The sequence below is a fragment of the Streptomyces sp. NBC_00158 genome, assembly GCF_045160885.1.
In the GTDB taxonomy this organism is placed as follows: Bacteria; Actinomycetota; Actinomycetes; order Streptomycetales; family Streptomycetaceae; genus Streptomyces.
In genome coordinates this window covers 5,615,531-5,632,292 of sequence record NZ_CP108161.1, presented here as the reverse complement: position 1 = coordinate 5,632,292, position 16,762 = coordinate 5,615,531, and the positions used below count along the sequence as shown (strand labels likewise).

At 73.7% G+C, this 16,762-nt stretch carries 16 protein-coding genes; 8 read left to right on the top strand and 8 right to left on the bottom strand.

Features of this window, described 5'->3' with window-relative positions; translation table 11 throughout:
• Positions 1–40 precede the first annotated feature (40 nt).
• Complete coding sequence (locus OG553_RS25920; RefSeq protein WP_405981278.1) at positions 41–1,048, bottom strand: hypothetical protein; 1,008 nt, start codon at positions 1,046–1,048, stop codon at positions 41–43.
• Between the two features lie 93 nt (positions 1,049–1,141).
• Complete coding sequence (locus tag OG553_RS25915) at positions 1,142–1,942, bottom strand: IclR family transcriptional regulator (RefSeq protein WP_405981277.1); 801 nt, start codon at positions 1,940–1,942, stop codon at positions 1,142–1,144.
• Positions 1,943–2,078: 136 nt separating this feature from the next.
• Between OG553_RS25915 and OG553_RS25910 the strand changes: the two genes are divergently transcribed.
• The 4 genes from OG553_RS25910 to OG553_RS25895 all read left to right on the top strand — a co-directional run bounded on the left by OG553_RS25910 (position 2,079) and on the right by OG553_RS25895 (position 5,461).
• A complete protein-coding gene (locus tag OG553_RS25910; protein ID WP_405981276.1) occupies positions 2,079–3,605 on the top strand; it encodes an aldehyde dehydrogenase (NADP(+)) in 1,527 nt (508 codons plus the stop codon).
• A 97-nt stretch (positions 3,606–3,702) separates the two neighbouring features.
• Positions 3,703–3,924: a hypothetical protein gene (locus tag OG553_RS25905; protein WP_405981275.1), complete on the top strand. Its 222-nt coding sequence runs from the start codon at positions 3,703–3,705 to the stop codon at positions 3,922–3,924.
• A gap of 53 nt (positions 3,925–3,977) precedes the next feature.
• A complete protein-coding gene (locus tag OG553_RS25900; RefSeq protein WP_405981274.1) occupies positions 3,978–5,171 on the top strand; it encodes a TerD family protein in 1,194 nt (397 codons plus the stop codon).
• A 113-nt stretch (positions 5,172–5,284) separates the two neighbouring features.
• Positions 5,285–5,461 carry a hypothetical protein gene (locus OG553_RS25895; protein ID WP_405981273.1) on the top strand — a complete coding sequence of 59 codons (177 nt, stop codon included), beginning with the start codon at positions 5,285–5,287 and terminating at the stop codon, positions 5,459–5,461.
• Positions 5,462–5,515: 54 nt separating this feature from the next.
• Here OG553_RS25895 and OG553_RS25890 read toward each other — a convergent pair whose 3' ends face one another.
• Positions 5,516–6,964 (bottom strand): alkaline phosphatase PhoX, encoded by a 1,449-nt coding sequence (locus OG553_RS25890; RefSeq protein ID WP_405981272.1) that lies wholly within the window; start codon positions 6,962–6,964, stop codon positions 5,516–5,518.
• A gap of 220 nt (positions 6,965–7,184) precedes the next feature.
• Positions 7,185–8,687, bottom strand: a complete 1,503-nt coding sequence (locus tag OG553_RS25885; protein ID WP_405981271.1) for a hypothetical protein — start codon at positions 8,685–8,687, stop codon at positions 7,185–7,187.
• Between the two features lie 387 nt (positions 8,688–9,074).
• Between OG553_RS25885 and OG553_RS25880 the strand changes: the two genes are divergently transcribed.
• The 3 genes from OG553_RS25880 (at position 9,075) to OG553_RS25870 (ending at position 12,372) form a co-directional block, all read left to right on the top strand.
• A complete protein-coding gene (locus tag OG553_RS25880; protein ID WP_405981270.1) occupies positions 9,075–10,916 on the top strand; it encodes an endonuclease/exonuclease/phosphatase family protein in 1,842 nt (613 codons plus the stop codon).
• Between the two features lie 244 nt (positions 10,917–11,160).
• A complete protein-coding gene (locus OG553_RS25875) occupies positions 11,161–11,415 on the top strand; it encodes a hypothetical protein (RefSeq protein ID WP_405981269.1) in 255 nt (84 codons plus the stop codon).
• A gap of 339 nt (positions 11,416–11,754) precedes the next feature.
• A complete protein-coding gene (locus OG553_RS25870) occupies positions 11,755–12,372 on the top strand; it encodes an RICIN domain-containing protein (RefSeq protein WP_405981268.1) in 618 nt (205 codons plus the stop codon).
• A 99-nt stretch (positions 12,373–12,471) separates the two neighbouring features.
• Here the strand turns inward: OG553_RS25870 and dapD are convergent, their stop codons facing one another.
• Positions 12,472–13,452 (bottom strand): 2,3,4,5-tetrahydropyridine-2,6-dicarboxylate N-succinyltransferase, encoded by a 981-nt coding sequence (gene dapD, locus OG553_RS25865; protein ID WP_405981267.1) that lies wholly within the window; start codon positions 13,450–13,452, stop codon positions 12,472–12,474.
• 9 nt (positions 13,453–13,461) lie between these two features.
• The gene (locus OG553_RS25860; RefSeq protein WP_405983135.1) at positions 13,462–14,718 is read right to left on the bottom strand and encodes an MFS transporter; all 1,257 of its coding nucleotides are present in this window, start codon (positions 14,716–14,718) and stop codon (positions 13,462–13,464) included.
• Positions 14,719–14,814: 96 nt separating this feature from the next.
• Here OG553_RS25860 and OG553_RS25855 point away from each other — a divergent pair, with 96 nt between their 5' ends.
• Positions 14,815–15,690, top strand: coding sequence for a winged helix-turn-helix transcriptional regulator (locus OG553_RS25855; RefSeq protein ID WP_405981266.1), 876 nt, complete (start codon positions 14,815–14,817; stop codon positions 15,688–15,690).
• 174 nt (positions 15,691–15,864) lie between these two features.
• Here OG553_RS25855 and OG553_RS25850 read toward each other — a convergent pair whose 3' ends face one another.
• Positions 15,865–16,395: a TetR/AcrR family transcriptional regulator gene (locus OG553_RS25850; RefSeq protein ID WP_405981265.1), complete on the bottom strand. Its 531-nt coding sequence runs from the start codon at positions 16,393–16,395 to the stop codon at positions 15,865–15,867.
• Positions 16,395–16,718, bottom strand: a complete 324-nt coding sequence (locus OG553_RS25845; RefSeq protein ID WP_405981264.1) for a DMT family transporter — start codon at positions 16,716–16,718, stop codon at positions 16,395–16,397. Before OG553_RS25845 ends, OG553_RS25850 begins: the two co-directional genes overlap by 1 nt.
• Positions 16,719–16,762: the final 44 nt, after the last annotated feature.

Here is a 16,762-nt window from a genome sequence, read left to right as displayed (position 1 = left end):
GAGCCGTTCGTTCGTCCCCGTCCCCCGGAGGCCCGCCGCCTCAGCGTGCCCGGAGGGAGAGGAGGTGGCGGGTGAGCACCGCCCCCGCCAGCAGTCCGGTGATCATCTGGCCAGCGTAGGTCAGGTAGGTGACGGCAGTGGCCTGTTCGTCCGTTCCGAAATTCACTCCGAGTGAGGCGGTCAGCATCCACGCTCCCCAGGTCAGCGTCGCCGCCGAGCCGATCCAGGCGAGGGCCAGCGGCCACCGGGCCCCTGCCCCGGCGCCCCGGGCGAGCAGCACCGCCCCGACCGCCGCGGCGAGCGCGCACACCGCGTGCGCCGCCGACACCACACCCGTCTCCGCCGAGTACGCGGCCACCTGCCGGGCGGGCAGGCCGGCGCTCCCGCCGAAGGCCCAGTAGAGGAACGCCGCGCCCAACGCGGCGCCCGCCGACGCGGCGGCTCCGGCCACCACCCCCGTGGGAGACGGGAGCCGCCGCTCCGGCGCGCCCTGCCGGACCCCGCCCCAGCGCTCCCGCGCATAGGCGAGGAACAGTCCGGCGAGGGCCGTCCCCTGGAGGATGAAACCGCCATAGACGACGGTGAACACCCAGGGGTCGAGGAAGGGTGCCCGGGCCGCCTGCACGGCTTCGCTCGCGCCCAGTCCCAGGGCCTTGAGGAGCATCTGGGCCGGGAACCCCAGGGCTATCGGGGTGAGCAGCCCGGTGGCCACGTACGCCGGGACGAGCAGCAGCCATCCCGGCAGCCGTCTGCCCCAGGGCATGGTGAGCGCCAGCACGAGCACGATGACGGTGGCGTCCATGGCCAGCGTCACGGCGTTGGCCACGGTGATCGGCAGCCCTCCCGTCAGCAGCAGGCTGCCGTCCGGTATCCCGATGTGGCTCCCGGCCAGCCAGGCCGTCTTGAGGGCCAGGTAGGGGACGGTGGCCGCCAGCGCGACGGCCCGCAGGACCCGCCGCCCGGTCCCGAGGCGGGGGGAGGTGCCAACGGTGGTGTCAATGGTGGTGCCGGTCGGCCGGTTCGCGTGGACTGCTCGTGTCGTCGTCATGTCCCCACGGTCGCCCCCACCGGCACCCCGCCACCTCCCCCACGATGGTGAACCGCCTCCCCCGCACGGGGGAGACGGCTCCCGGCGGGGTCCTCACATGCGCCGGGTCACGACCGACAGCCGGTCCCGCGCCTCGAACAGCGCCGCCTTGATGGCCCGTTCGTGGTCCCCCGTCAGCCGCGCCACCGGCACCGAGCAGCTGACCGCGTCACGGGCCGGCGTCCGGTACGGGATGGCCACGCCGAAGCAGCGCAGGCCGAGGGTGTTCTCCTCGCGGTCCACCGCGTACCCCTGCTCCCGCACCAGCGCGAGCTCCTCCACCAGCTGCTCCCGGTCGGTGATGGTGTGCTCCGTGACCGCCTCCAGCCGCTTCGGCAGCAGCGCCCGCACCTCCTCGTCGGTGTGCGAGGCCAGCAGCGCCTTGCCGAGCGCGGTGGAGTGGACGGGGAGCCTGCGCCCCACCCGGGTGAAGGGCCGCAGGTAGTGCTGCGACTGGCGGGTGGCGAGGTAGACCACGCTCGTCCCGTCCAGCCGCGCCAGGTGGATGGTCTCGGTGGTGTCGTCGGAGAGCCGGTCCAGGGCGGGCCGGGCCGCCGCGACCACCTCGTCGCCGTCGATGTACGAGCTCCCGACCAGCAGGGCCCGTACGCCGATGCCGTACCGCGTACCGGTGGCGTCGGTCTCCACCCAGCCCAGCCCCACCAGCGTGCGCAGCAGCATGTAGAGGCTGGACTTGGGCAGGGAGAGGTCGTTCTGGATGTCGGCGAGGCTGTGCAGGCCCGGCCGTGCCGCGAAGTGCTCCAGCAGCAGGACGGTACGCACCGCCGACTTCACCGGCGCCCCCGGCGCGGGGACCCCCGGCCCGGCCGGACCGGCCGTCTCGGCTGTCGTCATACGCCTCTTCCCCTCTGGTCGGCTCTGATCGCCCCTTGTCACCCGGTGGACGCGGAAATAGAGTCCGCAGCAGAAGTGATCATTCATCCACCGGAACGGCGTTCAGAATACTGAACGGTCCAGGAGGTAGCGGGCCATGGCAGGGACACCAGTCTGGAGTGTGGACCCCCGCACCGGGAAGCAGCTCGGACGGGTTGCGGCGGAAGCCACACCCGAGGACGTGGACAGGGCCGTACGCGCGGCCCACGACGCCCGCGGGGCCCTGGCGGACGCCACCCTCCGGGCCCGGTTCCTGCGCACCGCCGCCGAGCTCCTCGACGGGGACGGGCAGGCCGTCGTCGAGGCCGCCGACGCCGAGACGGCGCTGGGCACCGGCCGGCTCACCGGCGAGCTGGCCCGCACCACCGGCCAGCTGCGCGCCTTCGCCGACGCCGTCGAGGAGGGCTCCCACCTCGACATCCGCATCGACCGGGCCGACCCCTCCCTCAGCCCGCCGCGCCCCGAACTGCGCCGCTACAAGGTGCCGCTCGGCGTGGTCGCGGTCTACGCCGCCTCCAACTTCCCGCTGGCCTTCTCCGTGCCCGGCGGCGACACCGCGAGCGCGCTGGCGGCCGGGTGCCCGGTGGTGGTCAAGGCCCACCCCGACCACCCGGCCACCTCCGAGCTGTGCGCCTCGCTGCTGCGCCGGGCCGCGGTGGCGTGCGGGCTGCCGGCGGAACTGGTCACCGTCCTCCACGGCTTCGACGCCGGCGTGGAACTGGTACGCCACCCCCTGGTGGCCGCCGCCGGGTTCACCGGTTCCATCCGGGGCGGCCGCGCCCTGTTCGACGCGGCCGCGGCGCGGCCGGTGCCGATCCCCTTCCACGGCGAACTCGGCTCCCTCAACCCCGTCGTGGTCACCCCGGCGGCCGCCGCGGAGCGCGCCGAGGAGATCGGCTCCGGGCTCGCGGGCTCGGTCACCCTCGGCGTCGGCCAGTTCTGCGTCAAGCCCGGCCTGGTCCTGGTCCCCGAGGGCCCCGACGGCGACCGGCTCGCCGGCGTCCTCGGCAAGTCCCTCGGCGAGAGCGGCCCCGGGGTCCTGCTCGACCACCGGATGCGGGAGAACTTCCTGGCCGGCGTCCGGGAACGGGCCGCCCTGCCCGGTGTCACCGCGCCCGTCGCCCCGGGGCCGGGCGACGAGCACACCGTCGGCGCCGGCTTCCTGAGCCTCCCTGCGGCCACCCTGCTGGAGGGCGGCGCCCACGAGGTGCTCCTGGAGGAGTGCTTCGGCCCGGTCACCGTCGTCGTCCGGTACGCCGGCCAGGGCGAGGCCGCCGCGGTCCTGGACCGGCTCGGCGGCAACCTGAGCGCCACCCTCCAGCTCTCGCGGGCCGAGACGGAGGGCGCGCCCGGACCGGCCGCCGCGCTGATCGCGCAGGTCACCGGGCTGGCGGGGCGGATCGTGGTGAACGGCTGGCCGACCGGCGTCGCGGTGGCCCCGGCCCAGCACCACGGCGGCCCTTACCCGGCGGCCACCTCGCACTCCACCTCCGTCGGCGGCACCGCCATCGAGCGCTGGCTGCGCCCGGTGGCCTACCAGTCGGTCCCGGACGCGCTGCTCCCGCCGGAGCTGCGCGAGGCCAACCCGCTGGGCCTGCCGCGCCGGGTGACCGGCGCGGCCTGACCGGCAGGCCCTGACCGGAGCCGCATGAGGGGCGCCGGCCGACCGGCGCCGGGTAATTCCGTTGCCGCCCCGCCCCCGGCGGGGCAGGCTGCGCCCCATGCCGAAACCGCAGGGGTTCACGTACGAGGTGCACAGCGACCGCACCGTCCGCATCACGCACCGGGGCCGCGCCGCGAGCACCCTGCGGGGTGCCCGGGCGGACAAGTTCCTGGCCGAGGTCGAGTCCGGTGACGCACAGCTGGTGATGGCCCGCTGGACCGGCTCGTACAAGTTCGGCAACGAACGCACCGCCCGCGACCACCCCCGCAACCGGCGCTGAAAATCCCGCCGAGGGTAAGGGAACGGCAAAGCCGCTCCGGTCGTTCTCCGGGCATGACCGCTATGACCCCTGGTTCCAACCTGCCGCTCGACACCGTCCGCGTGACGGTGGACGTGGCTGCCCCGGTGCGTCTCGACGTGTCGGGGCTCCTGCTCGCGGCGGACGGCAAGGTGCGCTCCGATGCCGACTTCATCTTCTACAACCAGCCCTCCGGGCCCGGTGTCAGCTACCGGTCCGGCGGCGGTTCGGCGCCGGACTCCATCACCGTGGACACCGGCGCGCTGCCGCCCGGCATCGAGCGGATCGTGGTCACCGCCAGCCCCGACGCGGCCGGACAGACCTTCCAGGGCATCGAGCCCACGGCCACCGTGCGGGACGCGGCCGGCGGCGCGGTGATCGCCACCTTCACGCCGCCGCGGCTCGGCGCGGAGACGGCCCTCGTGGTCGTGGAGATCTACCAGCGGGGCGGTGCCTGGAAGGTGCGCGCGGTCGGCCAGGGGTACGCCAACGGCCTCGCGGGCATCGCCACCGACTTCGGGGTCTCGGTGGACGAGGAGCCGGCCCCGCCCGCGGCGGCCGCTCCGGTCGCCCCGGCCGCTCCCGTCGCCGCCCCGGCCGCCACCCCTCCGGCACCCGCCGCGCCGCCCGCCCCCGCCCCCGTCGGCAGCGGGAAGATCAACCTCGACAAGGGCCGGGTCAGCCTCCAGAAGAACCAGACCGTGTCCCTGGTCAAGGGCGGCCGCCCGCTGCTCTCCCAGGTCAAGATGGGCCTGGGCTGGGAGCCGGCCTACGGCGGCCGCGACATCGACCTCGACGCGTCCGTCATCGCCTACGGCCCGCAGCGCAACTTCATCGACAGCTGCTACTTCGGCAAGCTGTCGATCCTGGGCGGAGCGATCAAGCACTCGGGGGACAACCTCACGGGTGACGGCGCCGGGGACGACGAGGTGATCGTCGTGGACCTGGGCCGGCTGCCCGCCGAGGCCACCGGGCTGGTCTTCACGGTGAACTCCTTCTCCGGCCAGAAGTTCACCGAGGTCGCCAAGGCCTACTGCCGGCTGATCGACGCGGCGAGCGGGGAGGAGCTCGTCCGCTTCGACCTCACCGGTGCCGAGCCGCAGACCGGGGTCATGATGGCCAAGCTCATCAAGCAGTTCTCCGGCGAATGGGAGATGACGGCCATGGGCGAGTTTGTGAAGTCCCGCACAGTGCGCGGCATGGTCAAGCCCGCCTCGCAGGCACTCTGAGCAGGTGGGCGGGCATATGCCGACACCGGAGAGCGGGCGGGCGGCCATCCGGGTGATGGAAGCCACGCGTAATCCGGAGGTGGCTGTCAGTGCCCGCCCGTAGCCTTGGAGGCATGCAGAACACACTCCGGCCCGCGGGTCCCGCGCGCCCGTCCGCCGCCGAGGCGAACGAGGCGATACGGCACCTCGTCGAGACCTGGGACGGGGAGTGGCCCTCGGAGGCGTACGAGTTCCTGCTCGAAGAGTGGGCAGTGGCCTCCCGCGCCGAGGAGCTGGCCTCCGTCCAGTAGCCGGCGTCCCCGGGGCACAGGGGTGCCCCGGGACCGCCGGACCCGGCGCCCGCGTCAGCGCGGGGAGCGCCGCCAGGGGCCGGTGATGGCCAGCATGATGCCCGGGTCCTGGATGTTGGCGTACAGGGTGCGCCCGTCGGGAGAGAAGCAGACCCCGGTGAACTCCGAGTACTCCGGCTTCTCGGCCGTGCCGATGTTGAGCTCGTTGCGCGCCAGCGGGTAGACGCGGCCCGACTCCGTGGCGCCGAGCAGGTGTTGCAGGCCCTCGCCGTCCTCGGCGATGACCAGGCCGCCGTACGGCGACACCGTGATGTTGTCCGGGCCGTCGTAGCCGCCGTCGGCGGCCGGGTCCCGGTTGACGCCGATCAGGACGACGAGGCGGACCGTGCGCCGCTTCGGGTCGTAGAACCACACCTGGCCGTCGTGCGCGGCGCCCGGGCTCTCCTCTCGCGCGTAGGAGGAGACGAAGTAGGCGCCCCCGTCGGCCCACCACATGCCCTCCAGCTTGCGGGCCCTGGTCACCGAGCCGGCCGCGAACTGCTTGCGCACCGAGAGGCTGCGCGCGTCCCGGTCGGTCACCTCCACCCAGTCGACCCCGTACACGGTGCCGGTCTTCGTGGCGCGCGAGAGGTCGTCCACGAAACGGCCCTGGCTGTCGAAGCACTTGGCTGCCGCGAGCACCCCGGCGTCGGGGGCGAGGGTGCGCAGCCGGCCGCGTCCGTGCCGGAAGCCGTGCGGCGGGGTCCAGCGGTAGAGCAGCCCGTTGGGGCCGGAGGCGTCCTCGGTCAGGTAGGCGTGACCCTGGCGCGGGTCGATGACCACCGCTTCGTGGGCGTACCGCCCGAAGGCCTTGACCGGCTGCGGGTCGCGGTTGGCGCGGCGGTCGTGCGGGTCGACCTCGAAGACGTAGCCGTGGTCCTTGGTCATGCCGTTCTTCCCGGCCAGGTCCTCCGTCTCCTCGCAGGTCAGCCAGGTGCCCCAGGGGGTGGCGCCGCCGGCGCAGTTGGTCGACGTGCCGGCGACGCCCACCCATTCGGCGACCTCGCCGCCGCGCCGGACCTCCACGACGGTGCAGCCGCCGGAGGCGGCCGGGTCGTAGACGAGGCCCTCGGCGAGCGGTACGGGGTGCGCCCAGCCGGCGCGCGGGCCCTTCAGCTCGTGGTTGTTGACGAGGAGGGTGACGCCGTGGTGGCCCGCGAAGGCGGCGGTCCCGTCGTGGTTGGAGGGGGTGCTCTCACCGGATTCGAGGGTGGTGACGCCGCTGCGGGTGATGACGCGGTAGGTGAACCCGGCGGGCAGGGCCAGCAGTCCGGCGGGGTCGGCGAAGAGCGGCCCGTAGCCGGGGGAGTGCGGGCGGCCGTGCGCGTCGAGCGCGTCGGGCCGGGGGTCGTCCGCCGCGAGTGCACCGGGGGCGGTGGCGAGGGCGCCGACCGTCCCGGTCAGTGCGACGCCCGCACCGGCGATGACGGTGCGGGCGGTGAAGTCTCTGCGGCTGAGGGGCATCGGGTCTCCAGGGGTGGGGAGGTGGTGCGCCTGACGTACGGTCGCAGGCGCACACGCTCCCGCCCGCACGTGAACGGCGGCTGAACTACCCGCGAATGCGGGCCGAGCCCTTTCCGGCCGCCGGAATGGCGAACTCCGGCCCCGGAATCGGCCTGTTGTGCACCCTCCCCGAAACCCTCCCCTGAAACCGCCCCGGTCCCCCGCCGAACCGCCGTACCGGTCAGGGCTGCCGGGAGCGGGCCTTGAACGCGGCCTTCCGCGCCTCCTTGGAGGCCTTCTTGTCCGGGTGCAGCCGGCCCATGGCCTCCAGGACGTAGGCGGTGGCGGGGTGCTCCACCCGCCACGCCCGCTCGAAGAACCCGGCGTGGTGCTCCGTCAGGCTCCGCATCAGCAGCGGCAGCTCCTCGGTCTCCCCGTCCGCCGCGAGCTGCGCCGCGATGGTGTCCACCGTCAGCCAGAACACCATGGTCTCGTCCGGTACCGGTACGTCGGCCACGCCGTGCTCGGCGAGCCAGACCCGGGCGAGCCCGCCGAGCTCCGGGTCGTCCAGGACGGCGCGGACCGCCGGCTCGGCCTCCGGACCGGCCGGGGCGAGGGCCTGCTGGCAGCGCAGCCGGCGCAGCGGGGCGCCCTCGTCGTCGCCGCGGGCGGCGGCCAGCAGCTCGGCGACGGCGTCCGGCAGCTCGCGTCCGGCCAGCCACTGCTCGATCTCGGCCTGGGCCGCGTCCTCCGGGTAGTACGAGACGGCGTCGAGCAGCGCGTCGGCGCCCTTGTCGGCCAGTTCCCCGACGGCGGGGGCTTCGACCCCGGCTTCGAGCATCCGGGCGCGGACGCCGTACAGGCCGAGCGGGGTCAGCCGGACCATCCCGTACCGGGACACGTCCTCGTCGTCCTCCGGCCCCGCCGCGGCGCCCTGCCCGGCCTCCGCGGAGGCGGGGTCGTCCGCTTCGGCGAGCAGCGCCTCGTCGACGGGGCGGTACTCGACCAGCCCGATGGGCTCCAGCTGCCGGAACTGGTCGTCGAGGCGCATCATCGCGTCCGAGACCTGTTCGAGGACGGCGTCGGTGGGGTCGCCCATCTCGTCGGGGACGATCATCGAGGCCGCGAGCACCGGCAGCGGCACCGGGCCCTCGCCGGCGCCGCCCTCGGTGACGGTGAGCAGGTAGAGGTTGGCGAGGACCCCGTCGAGGAAGTCGGCTTCCCTCTGGGGGTTCCAGTCGAGGCGGTCGAAGTCGATCTCGCCGCCCGCGTCGAGGGCGTCGACGAGGTCGTCGAGGTCGGGTACGGCGGCGTCCGCGAGGACGGTGTCCAGTGCGGCGAGCCACAGGTCGAGCACGTCGCCGGGGGCGCCGCCGGCGAGCAGTGCGAGGTCTTCGCCGGGGGTGGCGGTGCCGTACTCGGGCTCGCCCGCGTCGGCTCCGTCGCCGCTGTCCTCCTCGGGCTCGGTCACGTCGACGAGGCCGGTGTCCACGGCGACCCGCCAGGCCTGGCTCGCGTAGACGGGCGAGTCCTCGTCGGCGGCGTCGAGGCCGAGGACGGCGACGGCCTCGGGCAGCTGGTCCGGGGCGAGCTCGCCGCCGACGTCCACGCGGGTGTCGGGGCCGGACCAGCGGGCGAGGCGTACGGCGCGGGCGAACAGCGGGGCGACGAGGGCGTCGCGGGCCAGCTCCGCATCGGAGTGCAGCCGTACCGGCGGCAGCGTGGGGTGCGGCTCTGCGGACATGGGGTGGTTCTCCTCGGACGGGACGCACGGGGCGGTGGGGCGGTGGGGCGGTGGGGCGGTGGGGCGGTGGGGCGGTGGGGCGGTGGGGCGGTGGGGCGGGCTGAACGGTGGGGCGGGCGGGCCTGCGGTGTCCGGGCGACGGGATGCCGTCCGGCCGTGTGGCCGAAAACACATGCGGACGGGTCGCCAGGCCCGTTGCGGCGACCCAGCGTAGACGCAATCGGGGTGGCCCCGGCGGCCATCACCTTTGGTTCATCCCACAGTCAGCCTCCGTATCCCCTGGAGGCCTTGACAACTTCCCTGGTCACCCAGGAAATTGACGCGCGTAGATGTACACGGGCCGTCAAGCGCCCGCACTTTCTCCTCCACACACCGGAGTTCCCGCCCATGCGCCCCTCGCATCCCCGTTCCGCCGCCGTCGCGGCCCTCGTCGCCACCGCCCTGGCCACCGGCCTGCTCGCGGGCACCGCCGACGCGGCCGAAGGCGCCGTGTCCGCCGATCCGATACGCATCCACGACATCCAGGGCACGACCCGGATCTCCCCCCTGAACGGCAAGCAGGTCGCCGACGTCCAGGGCATCGTCACGGGCGTGCGCACCTACGGCTCGCGCGGTTTCTGGATCCAGGACCCGGACGCCGACGACAACCCCGCCACCAGCGAGGGCGTCTTCGTCTTCACCAGCTCCGTCCCGACCGTCGCCGTCGGCGACGCCGTGAAGGTCTCCGGCACGGTCGGCGAGTACGTCCCGGGCGGCGTGAACTCCGGCAACCAGTCCGTCACCCAGATCTCCAAGCCCACGGTGACGGTGCTCTCCTCGGGCAACGCGCTGCCCGAGGCCACCGCGGTCAACGAGTACTCCGTCCCCGCGGAGTACGCCCCCGCGGGTGACCCGGCGGCCGGCGGCAGCATCAACGGCCTGACCCTGGAGCCCTCCCGCTACGCCCTGGACTTCTACGAGTCCCTGGAGGGCATGAACGTCAAGATCGGCACCTCGCGCGTGGTCGGTGCCACCGACGCGTACGGCGAGCTGTGGGTGACGGTCAAGGGCTGGGAGAACACCGCCAAGCGCGGCGGCACCGTCTACGGCTCGTACGAGTCCCAGAACACCGGCCGCCTCCAGGTCCAGCAGCTCGCGCCGCTCGCGCAGCAGCCCTTCCCGGTGGCCAACGTCGGCGACAAGCTGACCGGCACCACCGAGGGCCCGCTGGACTTCAACCAGTTCGGCGGCTACACGCTGGTGGCGCGCGCCCTCGGCACGGTCAAGGCGGGCACCATCGCCCCGGAGAAGACCAAGGCCCAGTCGCCCGGCGAGCTCGCGGTGGCCACGTACAACGTGGAGAACCTCGACCCGACCGACTCGCAGGAGAAGTTCGACAACCTCGCCAAGGCGGTCGTGACCAACCTGGCCTCGCCCGACATCGTGGCCCTGGAGGAGATCCAGGACGACAACGGCGCCAAGAACGACGGCACCGTCTCGGCCGAGCAGACGCTGACGAAGTTCACCGAGGCGATCAAGGCGGCGGGCGGCCCGGCCTACCAGTGGCGCTCCATCGCCCCCGAGAACAACAAGGACGGCGGCGAGCCCGGCGGCAACATCCGCCAGGTGTTCCTGTTCAACCCGGCGCGGGTCTCCTTCACCGACCGTGCCGCGGGCGACGCGGTGACGGCGACCGGTGTGACGACGGAGAAGGGCAAGGCCGCCCTGACCCACTCCCCCGGCCGGATCGACCCGGCGAACCCGGCGTGGGCCGACAGCCGCAAGCCGCTGGCGGGCGAGTTCCTCTTCCGCGGCCGCACCGTCTTCGTGATCGCCAACCACTTCGGCTCGAAGGGCGGCGACGAGGGCCTGACCTCGCACCACCAGCCGCCGGCGCGCAAGTCGGAGGAGAAGCGGCTCCTGCAGGCGCAGGCCGTCAACGGGTTCGTGAAGCAGCTGCTGGCGGTCGACAAGAACGCGGCCGTGCTCGCGGTCGGCGACATCAACGACTTCGAGTTCTCCGGTACGGCGAAGGCGCTGGAGGACGGCGGCGCACTTTACTCGGCGATCAAGTCGCTGCCGAAGGCGGAACGTTACTCGTACGTGTACCAGGGCAACGCCCAGGTTCTGGACCAGATCCTGACCAGCCCGTCGATCAAGAACTTCACGTACGACAGCGTGCACGTCAACGCCGAGTTCGCCGCGCAGAACAGCGACCACGACCCGCAGGTGCTGCGCTTCCGTCCGTAACCCGGGCCGCGGGGCCCGGCCGCGGTCCGCGGCCGGGCCCCGCGGAGCACGAGCGGGTCCTACGAGCGCCCGGGCTTCGCGCGCGGACACGAGGGCTTCAAGCCGGCCCTGGGACCGTAGGTCGGGACCTTCGGCCCTGGCGTGACGCTGGACACACAGGGGCCAAAATCTTCCGGTTGTGGTGTTGAGTGTCCCCACGCCCGAACTTGCCCTCCTTGTACCCCCGCACTCCCGGGAGGACCGCGTGTTCCCGTCCATGTCCCTCGCCCAGGAAATAGGCCTCGCCGTCCTCGCCGTGGCAGCCCTCGTGTGGCTCGTCGGCCTCGGTCACATGCTGTGGGACAGCCGCTTCCACCACCCGGAGCCAGGCGCCTACGAGGGCCTGCCGGTGATCCCGGCCCAGCGGACCGCCCAGACGCACCCGATGGAGTCGGTGGAGCTGACCGAGGCGGAGGAACGGGCCTTCGCGGGCCTGATCCGCACGATCGCCCTGAACTGACCGGGCGCGCGCCCGCCCCCGGAACCCTCCGAAACCTCCCGGAACGCCCCTCGCCCTTCCCGGCGCGAGGGGCGTTCCGGCACGTCCGGGCGGCGCCGCCGCCCTCGGTTGCGGGGCCGGTCACGCGCGCCGATAGTGGGAGAGGCAGCCGCGCCTTGATCACCGGGGCCGGGCGCCGGACGCGCGCCGCGGACGATCCGACGGGCCGCGACGGCACGAGCCCCACGGGCGCTCCCCCTCCCCTGCACCGATCCCCACCCGGCGACCGGCCGGGTCACCCACCCACGCGCGGCGCGGAGCCCTGCCGATCCCTTTCGCAGGACCGAGAGGAGCACCCCCATGCACACCAAGCGCCCCATGCTCCCCACACATCCCACGCACCCCATACGCCCCGGGACCCGGGTACGCCGCCTCCTGACGACCGCGTCGGTTCTCGCGGCCGGAGGCCTCATGCTGCTGCCCGCGCCCGGCACGGCGGCACAACCCGCCGCCGCGCCCACGGTCACGGTGGCCGACGTCCCGGAGGGCACGTACCAGCTCGTGAACGTCCAGACGGGCAAGTGCGCCACCGTGGCGGGCGGGTCCACCACCGCCAACAACCACCCGCTCGTCCAGTTCGACTGCGACACGCACCCCTCGCGCCGCTGGCAGGTGACGAACGAGGAGGACGGTGCCTTCCAGATCGTCAACGGTCAGACGCGCAAGTGCGCCACCGTCGCGGGCGGGACCACCGACATGAACAACCACCCGCTGGTCCAGTTCGACTGCGACGAACACCCCTCGCGCCGCTGGCGCATCACCAACGGCGACGGCACGTCCTTCCAGCTCGTGAACGCGCAGACGGGCAAGTGCGCCACCGTGGCGGGCGGGTCCACCACCGCCAACAACCACCCGCTCGTCCAGTTCACCTGCGACACCCACCCCTCGCGCCGCTGGTTCCTGCGGCTGGTCGGCTGAGCGGACCCCTCCCTGCTCCCGCCGAAAAGACGAGTGCCCTCCCGCCTCAGGCGGGAGGGCACTCGTCGCGGACGTACGGCGGGCACTGCCCGCGCGGCGTCAGTCGTTGCTGTGCAGGACCTCGTTGAGGCCGCCCCAGTTCGCCTTGTACGGGCGGGCCTCGACGGCGCCGGTGACCGAGTTGCGGCGGAAGAGGATGTTGTCGGCGCCGGAGAGCTCCAGGGCCTTGACGATCTGGCCGTCCGGCAGGGTCACCCGGGTGCCCGCGGTGACGTAGAGGCCGGCCTCGACGACGCACTCGTCGCCGAGCGCGATGCCGATGCCCGCCTCGGCGCCGACCAGGGTGCGCTCGCCGATCGAGATGATCTGCTTGCCGCCGCCCGAGAGGGTGCCCATGGTGGACGCCCCGCCGCCGATGTCGGAGCCGTCGCCGACGACGACGCCCGCGGAGATGCGGCCCTCGACCATGGAGGTGCCCAGGGTGCCGGCGTTGAAGTTGACGAAGCCCTCGTGCATGACGGTGGTGCCCTCGGCGAGGTGCGCGCCGAGGCGGACGCGGTCGGCGTCGGCGATGCGCACGCCCTTGGGGGCGACGTAGTCGGTCATGCGCGGGAACTTGTCGATCGAGGTGACCTGGAGGTGCAGGCCCTCGGCGCGCGCGTTCAGCCGGACCGTCTCGACCTGGTCGACGGCGACGGGGCCGAGCGAGGTCCAGGCGACGTTGGTCAGCAGGCCGAAGACGCCGTCCAGGTTCTGGCCGTGCGGCTTGACCAGGCGGTGGCTCAGCAGGTGCAGGCGCAGGTACGCGTCGTGCGCGTCCAGCGGCTTGTCCTCCAGGGAGGCGATGACGGTGCGGACGGCTACGACCTCGACGCCGCGGACCGCGTCCGAGCGGACGGCCTTGGCCGCGGCCGCGCCGAGGAGCTCCACGGCCTGCTCGGCGGTGAGGCGCTCGGTGCCGGCCGGGCCGGGGGCGTCGGCCAGCTCGGGGGCGGGGAACCAGGTGTCGAGGACGGTGCCGTCGGCGGTGATGGTGGCAAGTCCGGCGGCGACGGCGCCGGTGGTACGCGTAGCAGTCATGCCCGAAACCTAACCGGCGACGGGCCGCGGTCGCGAACCGGTCTCATGTGCCGGGCGCGCGGCGTGTCGCTCCGCGCGCCGCCGGGCGGCGCGCGCCTCGGTGCGGTGCCTGGCCAGGACGACCGCGCCTGCGGCTGCCGCCAGGGCCGCGCACAGCGGCCACAGCAAGCCGGGCGCGGCCGCGTACAGGGCTCCGCCGGCGGGCGGGGCGAGGACGGTGCCGCTGACCGAGACCCCGGCGTACAGGCTCTGGAAGCGGCCGACGGCGTGCTCGGGCGCCTGGTCGGCGACGTAGGCGGTGGCGGTGGTCTTGTAGAGGATCTCGCCGAGGCTGAGCAGCACCATCATGGCGACGGCGGTCGCCACGCCCGCCCCGAGGAGCAGGGCCGCGTACCCGGCGCCGACCAGCACGAGCCCGCTGCCGATGACCGCCAGCGGCGGCCGGTCGCGCAGGGCGACGGCCGCGGGCAGTTCCAGCAGCAGGATGACGGCGCCGTTGAGGGCGACGATCAGCCCGAAGGCCCGTACGTCGAGGCCGTGGTCGGCGAGGAATACGGGGAAGAGGGAGTACTGCTGGCGGTAGACCACGTCCACGACGAGGACCGCGCCGAGCAGCACCAGGACGCCGGGGCGCGCCCGTAGTGCCGCCCACACCCCGCCGCGGCCCAGACCCCCGTCCGGGGCCGCGGAGGGCGTGCGGGCGGCGCCGCGCGCCGGGACGACGCGGGAGGTCCAGGCGGCGAAGAAGAGGGTGCCGAGGCCGTCGGCGAGGAAGAGCCAGTCGTACGAGAGCCCGGAGGCGAGCAGGGCGCCCAGCGGCGGGCCGAGGGTGAAGCCGCCGTTCGAGACGCAGCGGACGACGGCGAAGGCCTGGCGGCGGGCCCCCTCGGGCACGGTGACGGCCACCAGGGCGGAGTTCGCCGCCCGGATGACGCCCGAGGCGTACTGGGCCACCGTCAGGGCGGCGTACAGCAGCGGGGCGGGCAGCACGGGGAAGGACATCAGGGCGAGTCCGCCGAGGGCGGAGGCGGCGAGGAGCACGCGGCGGTGGCCGAAGCGGTCGCCGTACCAGCCGCCGGTGAAGTTGCCGGCGACGAGTCCGATGCCGCCGATGCCGGTGGCCAGGCCCGCCTGGGCGGCGCCGAGGCCGCGCGGGCCGGTCAGGTAGAGGAAGACGAAGACGAAGGTGAAGCTGACGACGGCATTGACGAAGACCCCCGCAGCCAGCAGCCACACGACCCTCGGTACGTCCTTGAACCCCTGCAGCACACCCGTGTCCCCCGCGTTCGTCCGTGGTCAGTTCCTTTTGGGAACGGACTATGTCAGCATGACAGCCTTGGGTCAACGGACAAAGGAGTTCCCATGGCCCAGCGCACGCACCTCGGCGACGCGGACTGCTCCATCGCCCAGGCCCTCGACGTCGTGGGCGACTGGTGGACGCTGCTGATCGTGCGGGACACCGCGCGAGGCCTGTACCGCTTCGAGGAGCTCCAGCGCGAGCTGGGGGTGTCCCGGAAGGTGCTCGCCGAGCGGCTGAAGCTGCTGGTCGAGGCCGGGGTGCTGACGCGCGAGCCGTACCAGGAGCGCCCGGTGCGGCACGAGTACCGGCTGACCCCGCGCGGGCGGGGGCTGCTGCCGGTCCTGGTGGCCCTCCAGGACTGGGGTGACACCTGGGTCCTGGGAGAGGGAGAGATGACGGCGACGACCGAGGAGTCCTCGAAGGAGGCCGCACGCGTCCACGCGCTGCGCGGGACCCGGCTGCCGGAGCTGCTGCTGCCGGACCGGTTCGGCGAGCTCCGCGACCCGGTGGCGAGCACCCCGTTCACCGTCCTGTACTGCTTCCCAGGCGCGTACGCGCGGGCCGAGTCCTACCCTCCCGGCTGGGCCGGGATCCCGGGTGCGAAGGGCTGCACGCTCGAATCGTGCACGTTCCGCGACCAGTTGGCGGAGTTCACCGCCGCCGGCGCCACCGTGCACGGCGTCTCCACCCAGCGGCCGGACGAGCAGCGGGAGTTCGCGGAGCAGGAGCGGCTGCGGTTCCCGCTGCTGTCGGACGCCGGGCTGGAGCTGGTGACGGCGCTGCGGCTGCCGACGTTCCGCGCGGCGGGGGTGAGCCGGATCAAGCGGGTCACCCTGGTGGTGGACCGGGAGCGGGTGGTGCGGGAGGTGTTCTATCCGGTGACCGACATCGAGGCGAGCGTGGCGGCGGCGCTGGCCGCGGTGCGCTCCGCGGGGTAGCCGGAACCCCTCGGGCTGCGGGCCGGGTGCGGGTGCGGGTGGCCGCTGCGCGGGGCGAGGTCCCCGACCCGCCCTTCGCCCGTTCCCCGGGCTGCGCCCGGACCCCTTGCGGGGCTCCGCCCCCGCACCCCCGCGCCTCAAACGCCGGCGAGGCTGCATACGGCCCCGCCGGGGCTAGGGCAGGACCCGGGACAGGACTTCGCGGGCGTACGGCTCGTCGTACGGGGTGTCCGTCAGGAGGACCTGGAGGGTGATGCCGTCCATCAGGGCCACCAGCGCCCGCGCCGTCAGCGGGTCGGTGTGCTCCGACAGGGCCGCGGAAACCGCCTCGCACCATTCGGCGGCGACCGGCCGCAGCGCCGGGCGGCGCAGGGCCGCCAGGTACAGCTCGTACTCCAGCTCCGCACGCCCCCGGTCGGCCGCCAGGACCTCCCCCAGCAGCCGCGCCAGCGCCCCGGCCAGGTCCTCGCCCTCGCGGAGCACCAGCGGGGGCGCGTACGCCTCGTTGGCCTGCCGCAGGGCGGCGACCAGCAGGTCGTCCAGGGTGTTGAAGTGGTAGGTCGTCGAGCCCAGCGGCACGTCCGCCTCCGCCGCCGCGCTGCGGTGGCTGAGCCCCGCGATCCCCTTGGCCCCCACCACCCGGATCGCGGCGTCGATGATCCGCTGCCTGCGGTCGGGGTCGTGTCGGCGCGCTCCGGCGGCCATCAGTGCGCCGCCCCGCCCAGGTTCAGCAGCACCACGCCGCCGATGACCAGCGCGATGCCGGCGATCTTCGCGGCGGTGGCGGCCTCACCCAGGAACACCATCCCTATCGCGGCGATGGCGGCGGTCCCGACCCCGGCCCAGATCGCGTAGGCGGTGCCCACCGACATCGACTTGAGCGTCTGCGCGAGCAGGGAGAAGGCGATGACGTAGCCCAGCAGGGTGCCCAGCGAGGGCCACAGCCGGGTGAAACCGTCGCTGTACTTCATGGCGGTGGTCCCGGCGACCTCGGCGGCTATGGCCATGGCGAGCAGTACGTAGGGCATGTGTACGACAGTACACATCGATGCGTACACATGTACACACGCAC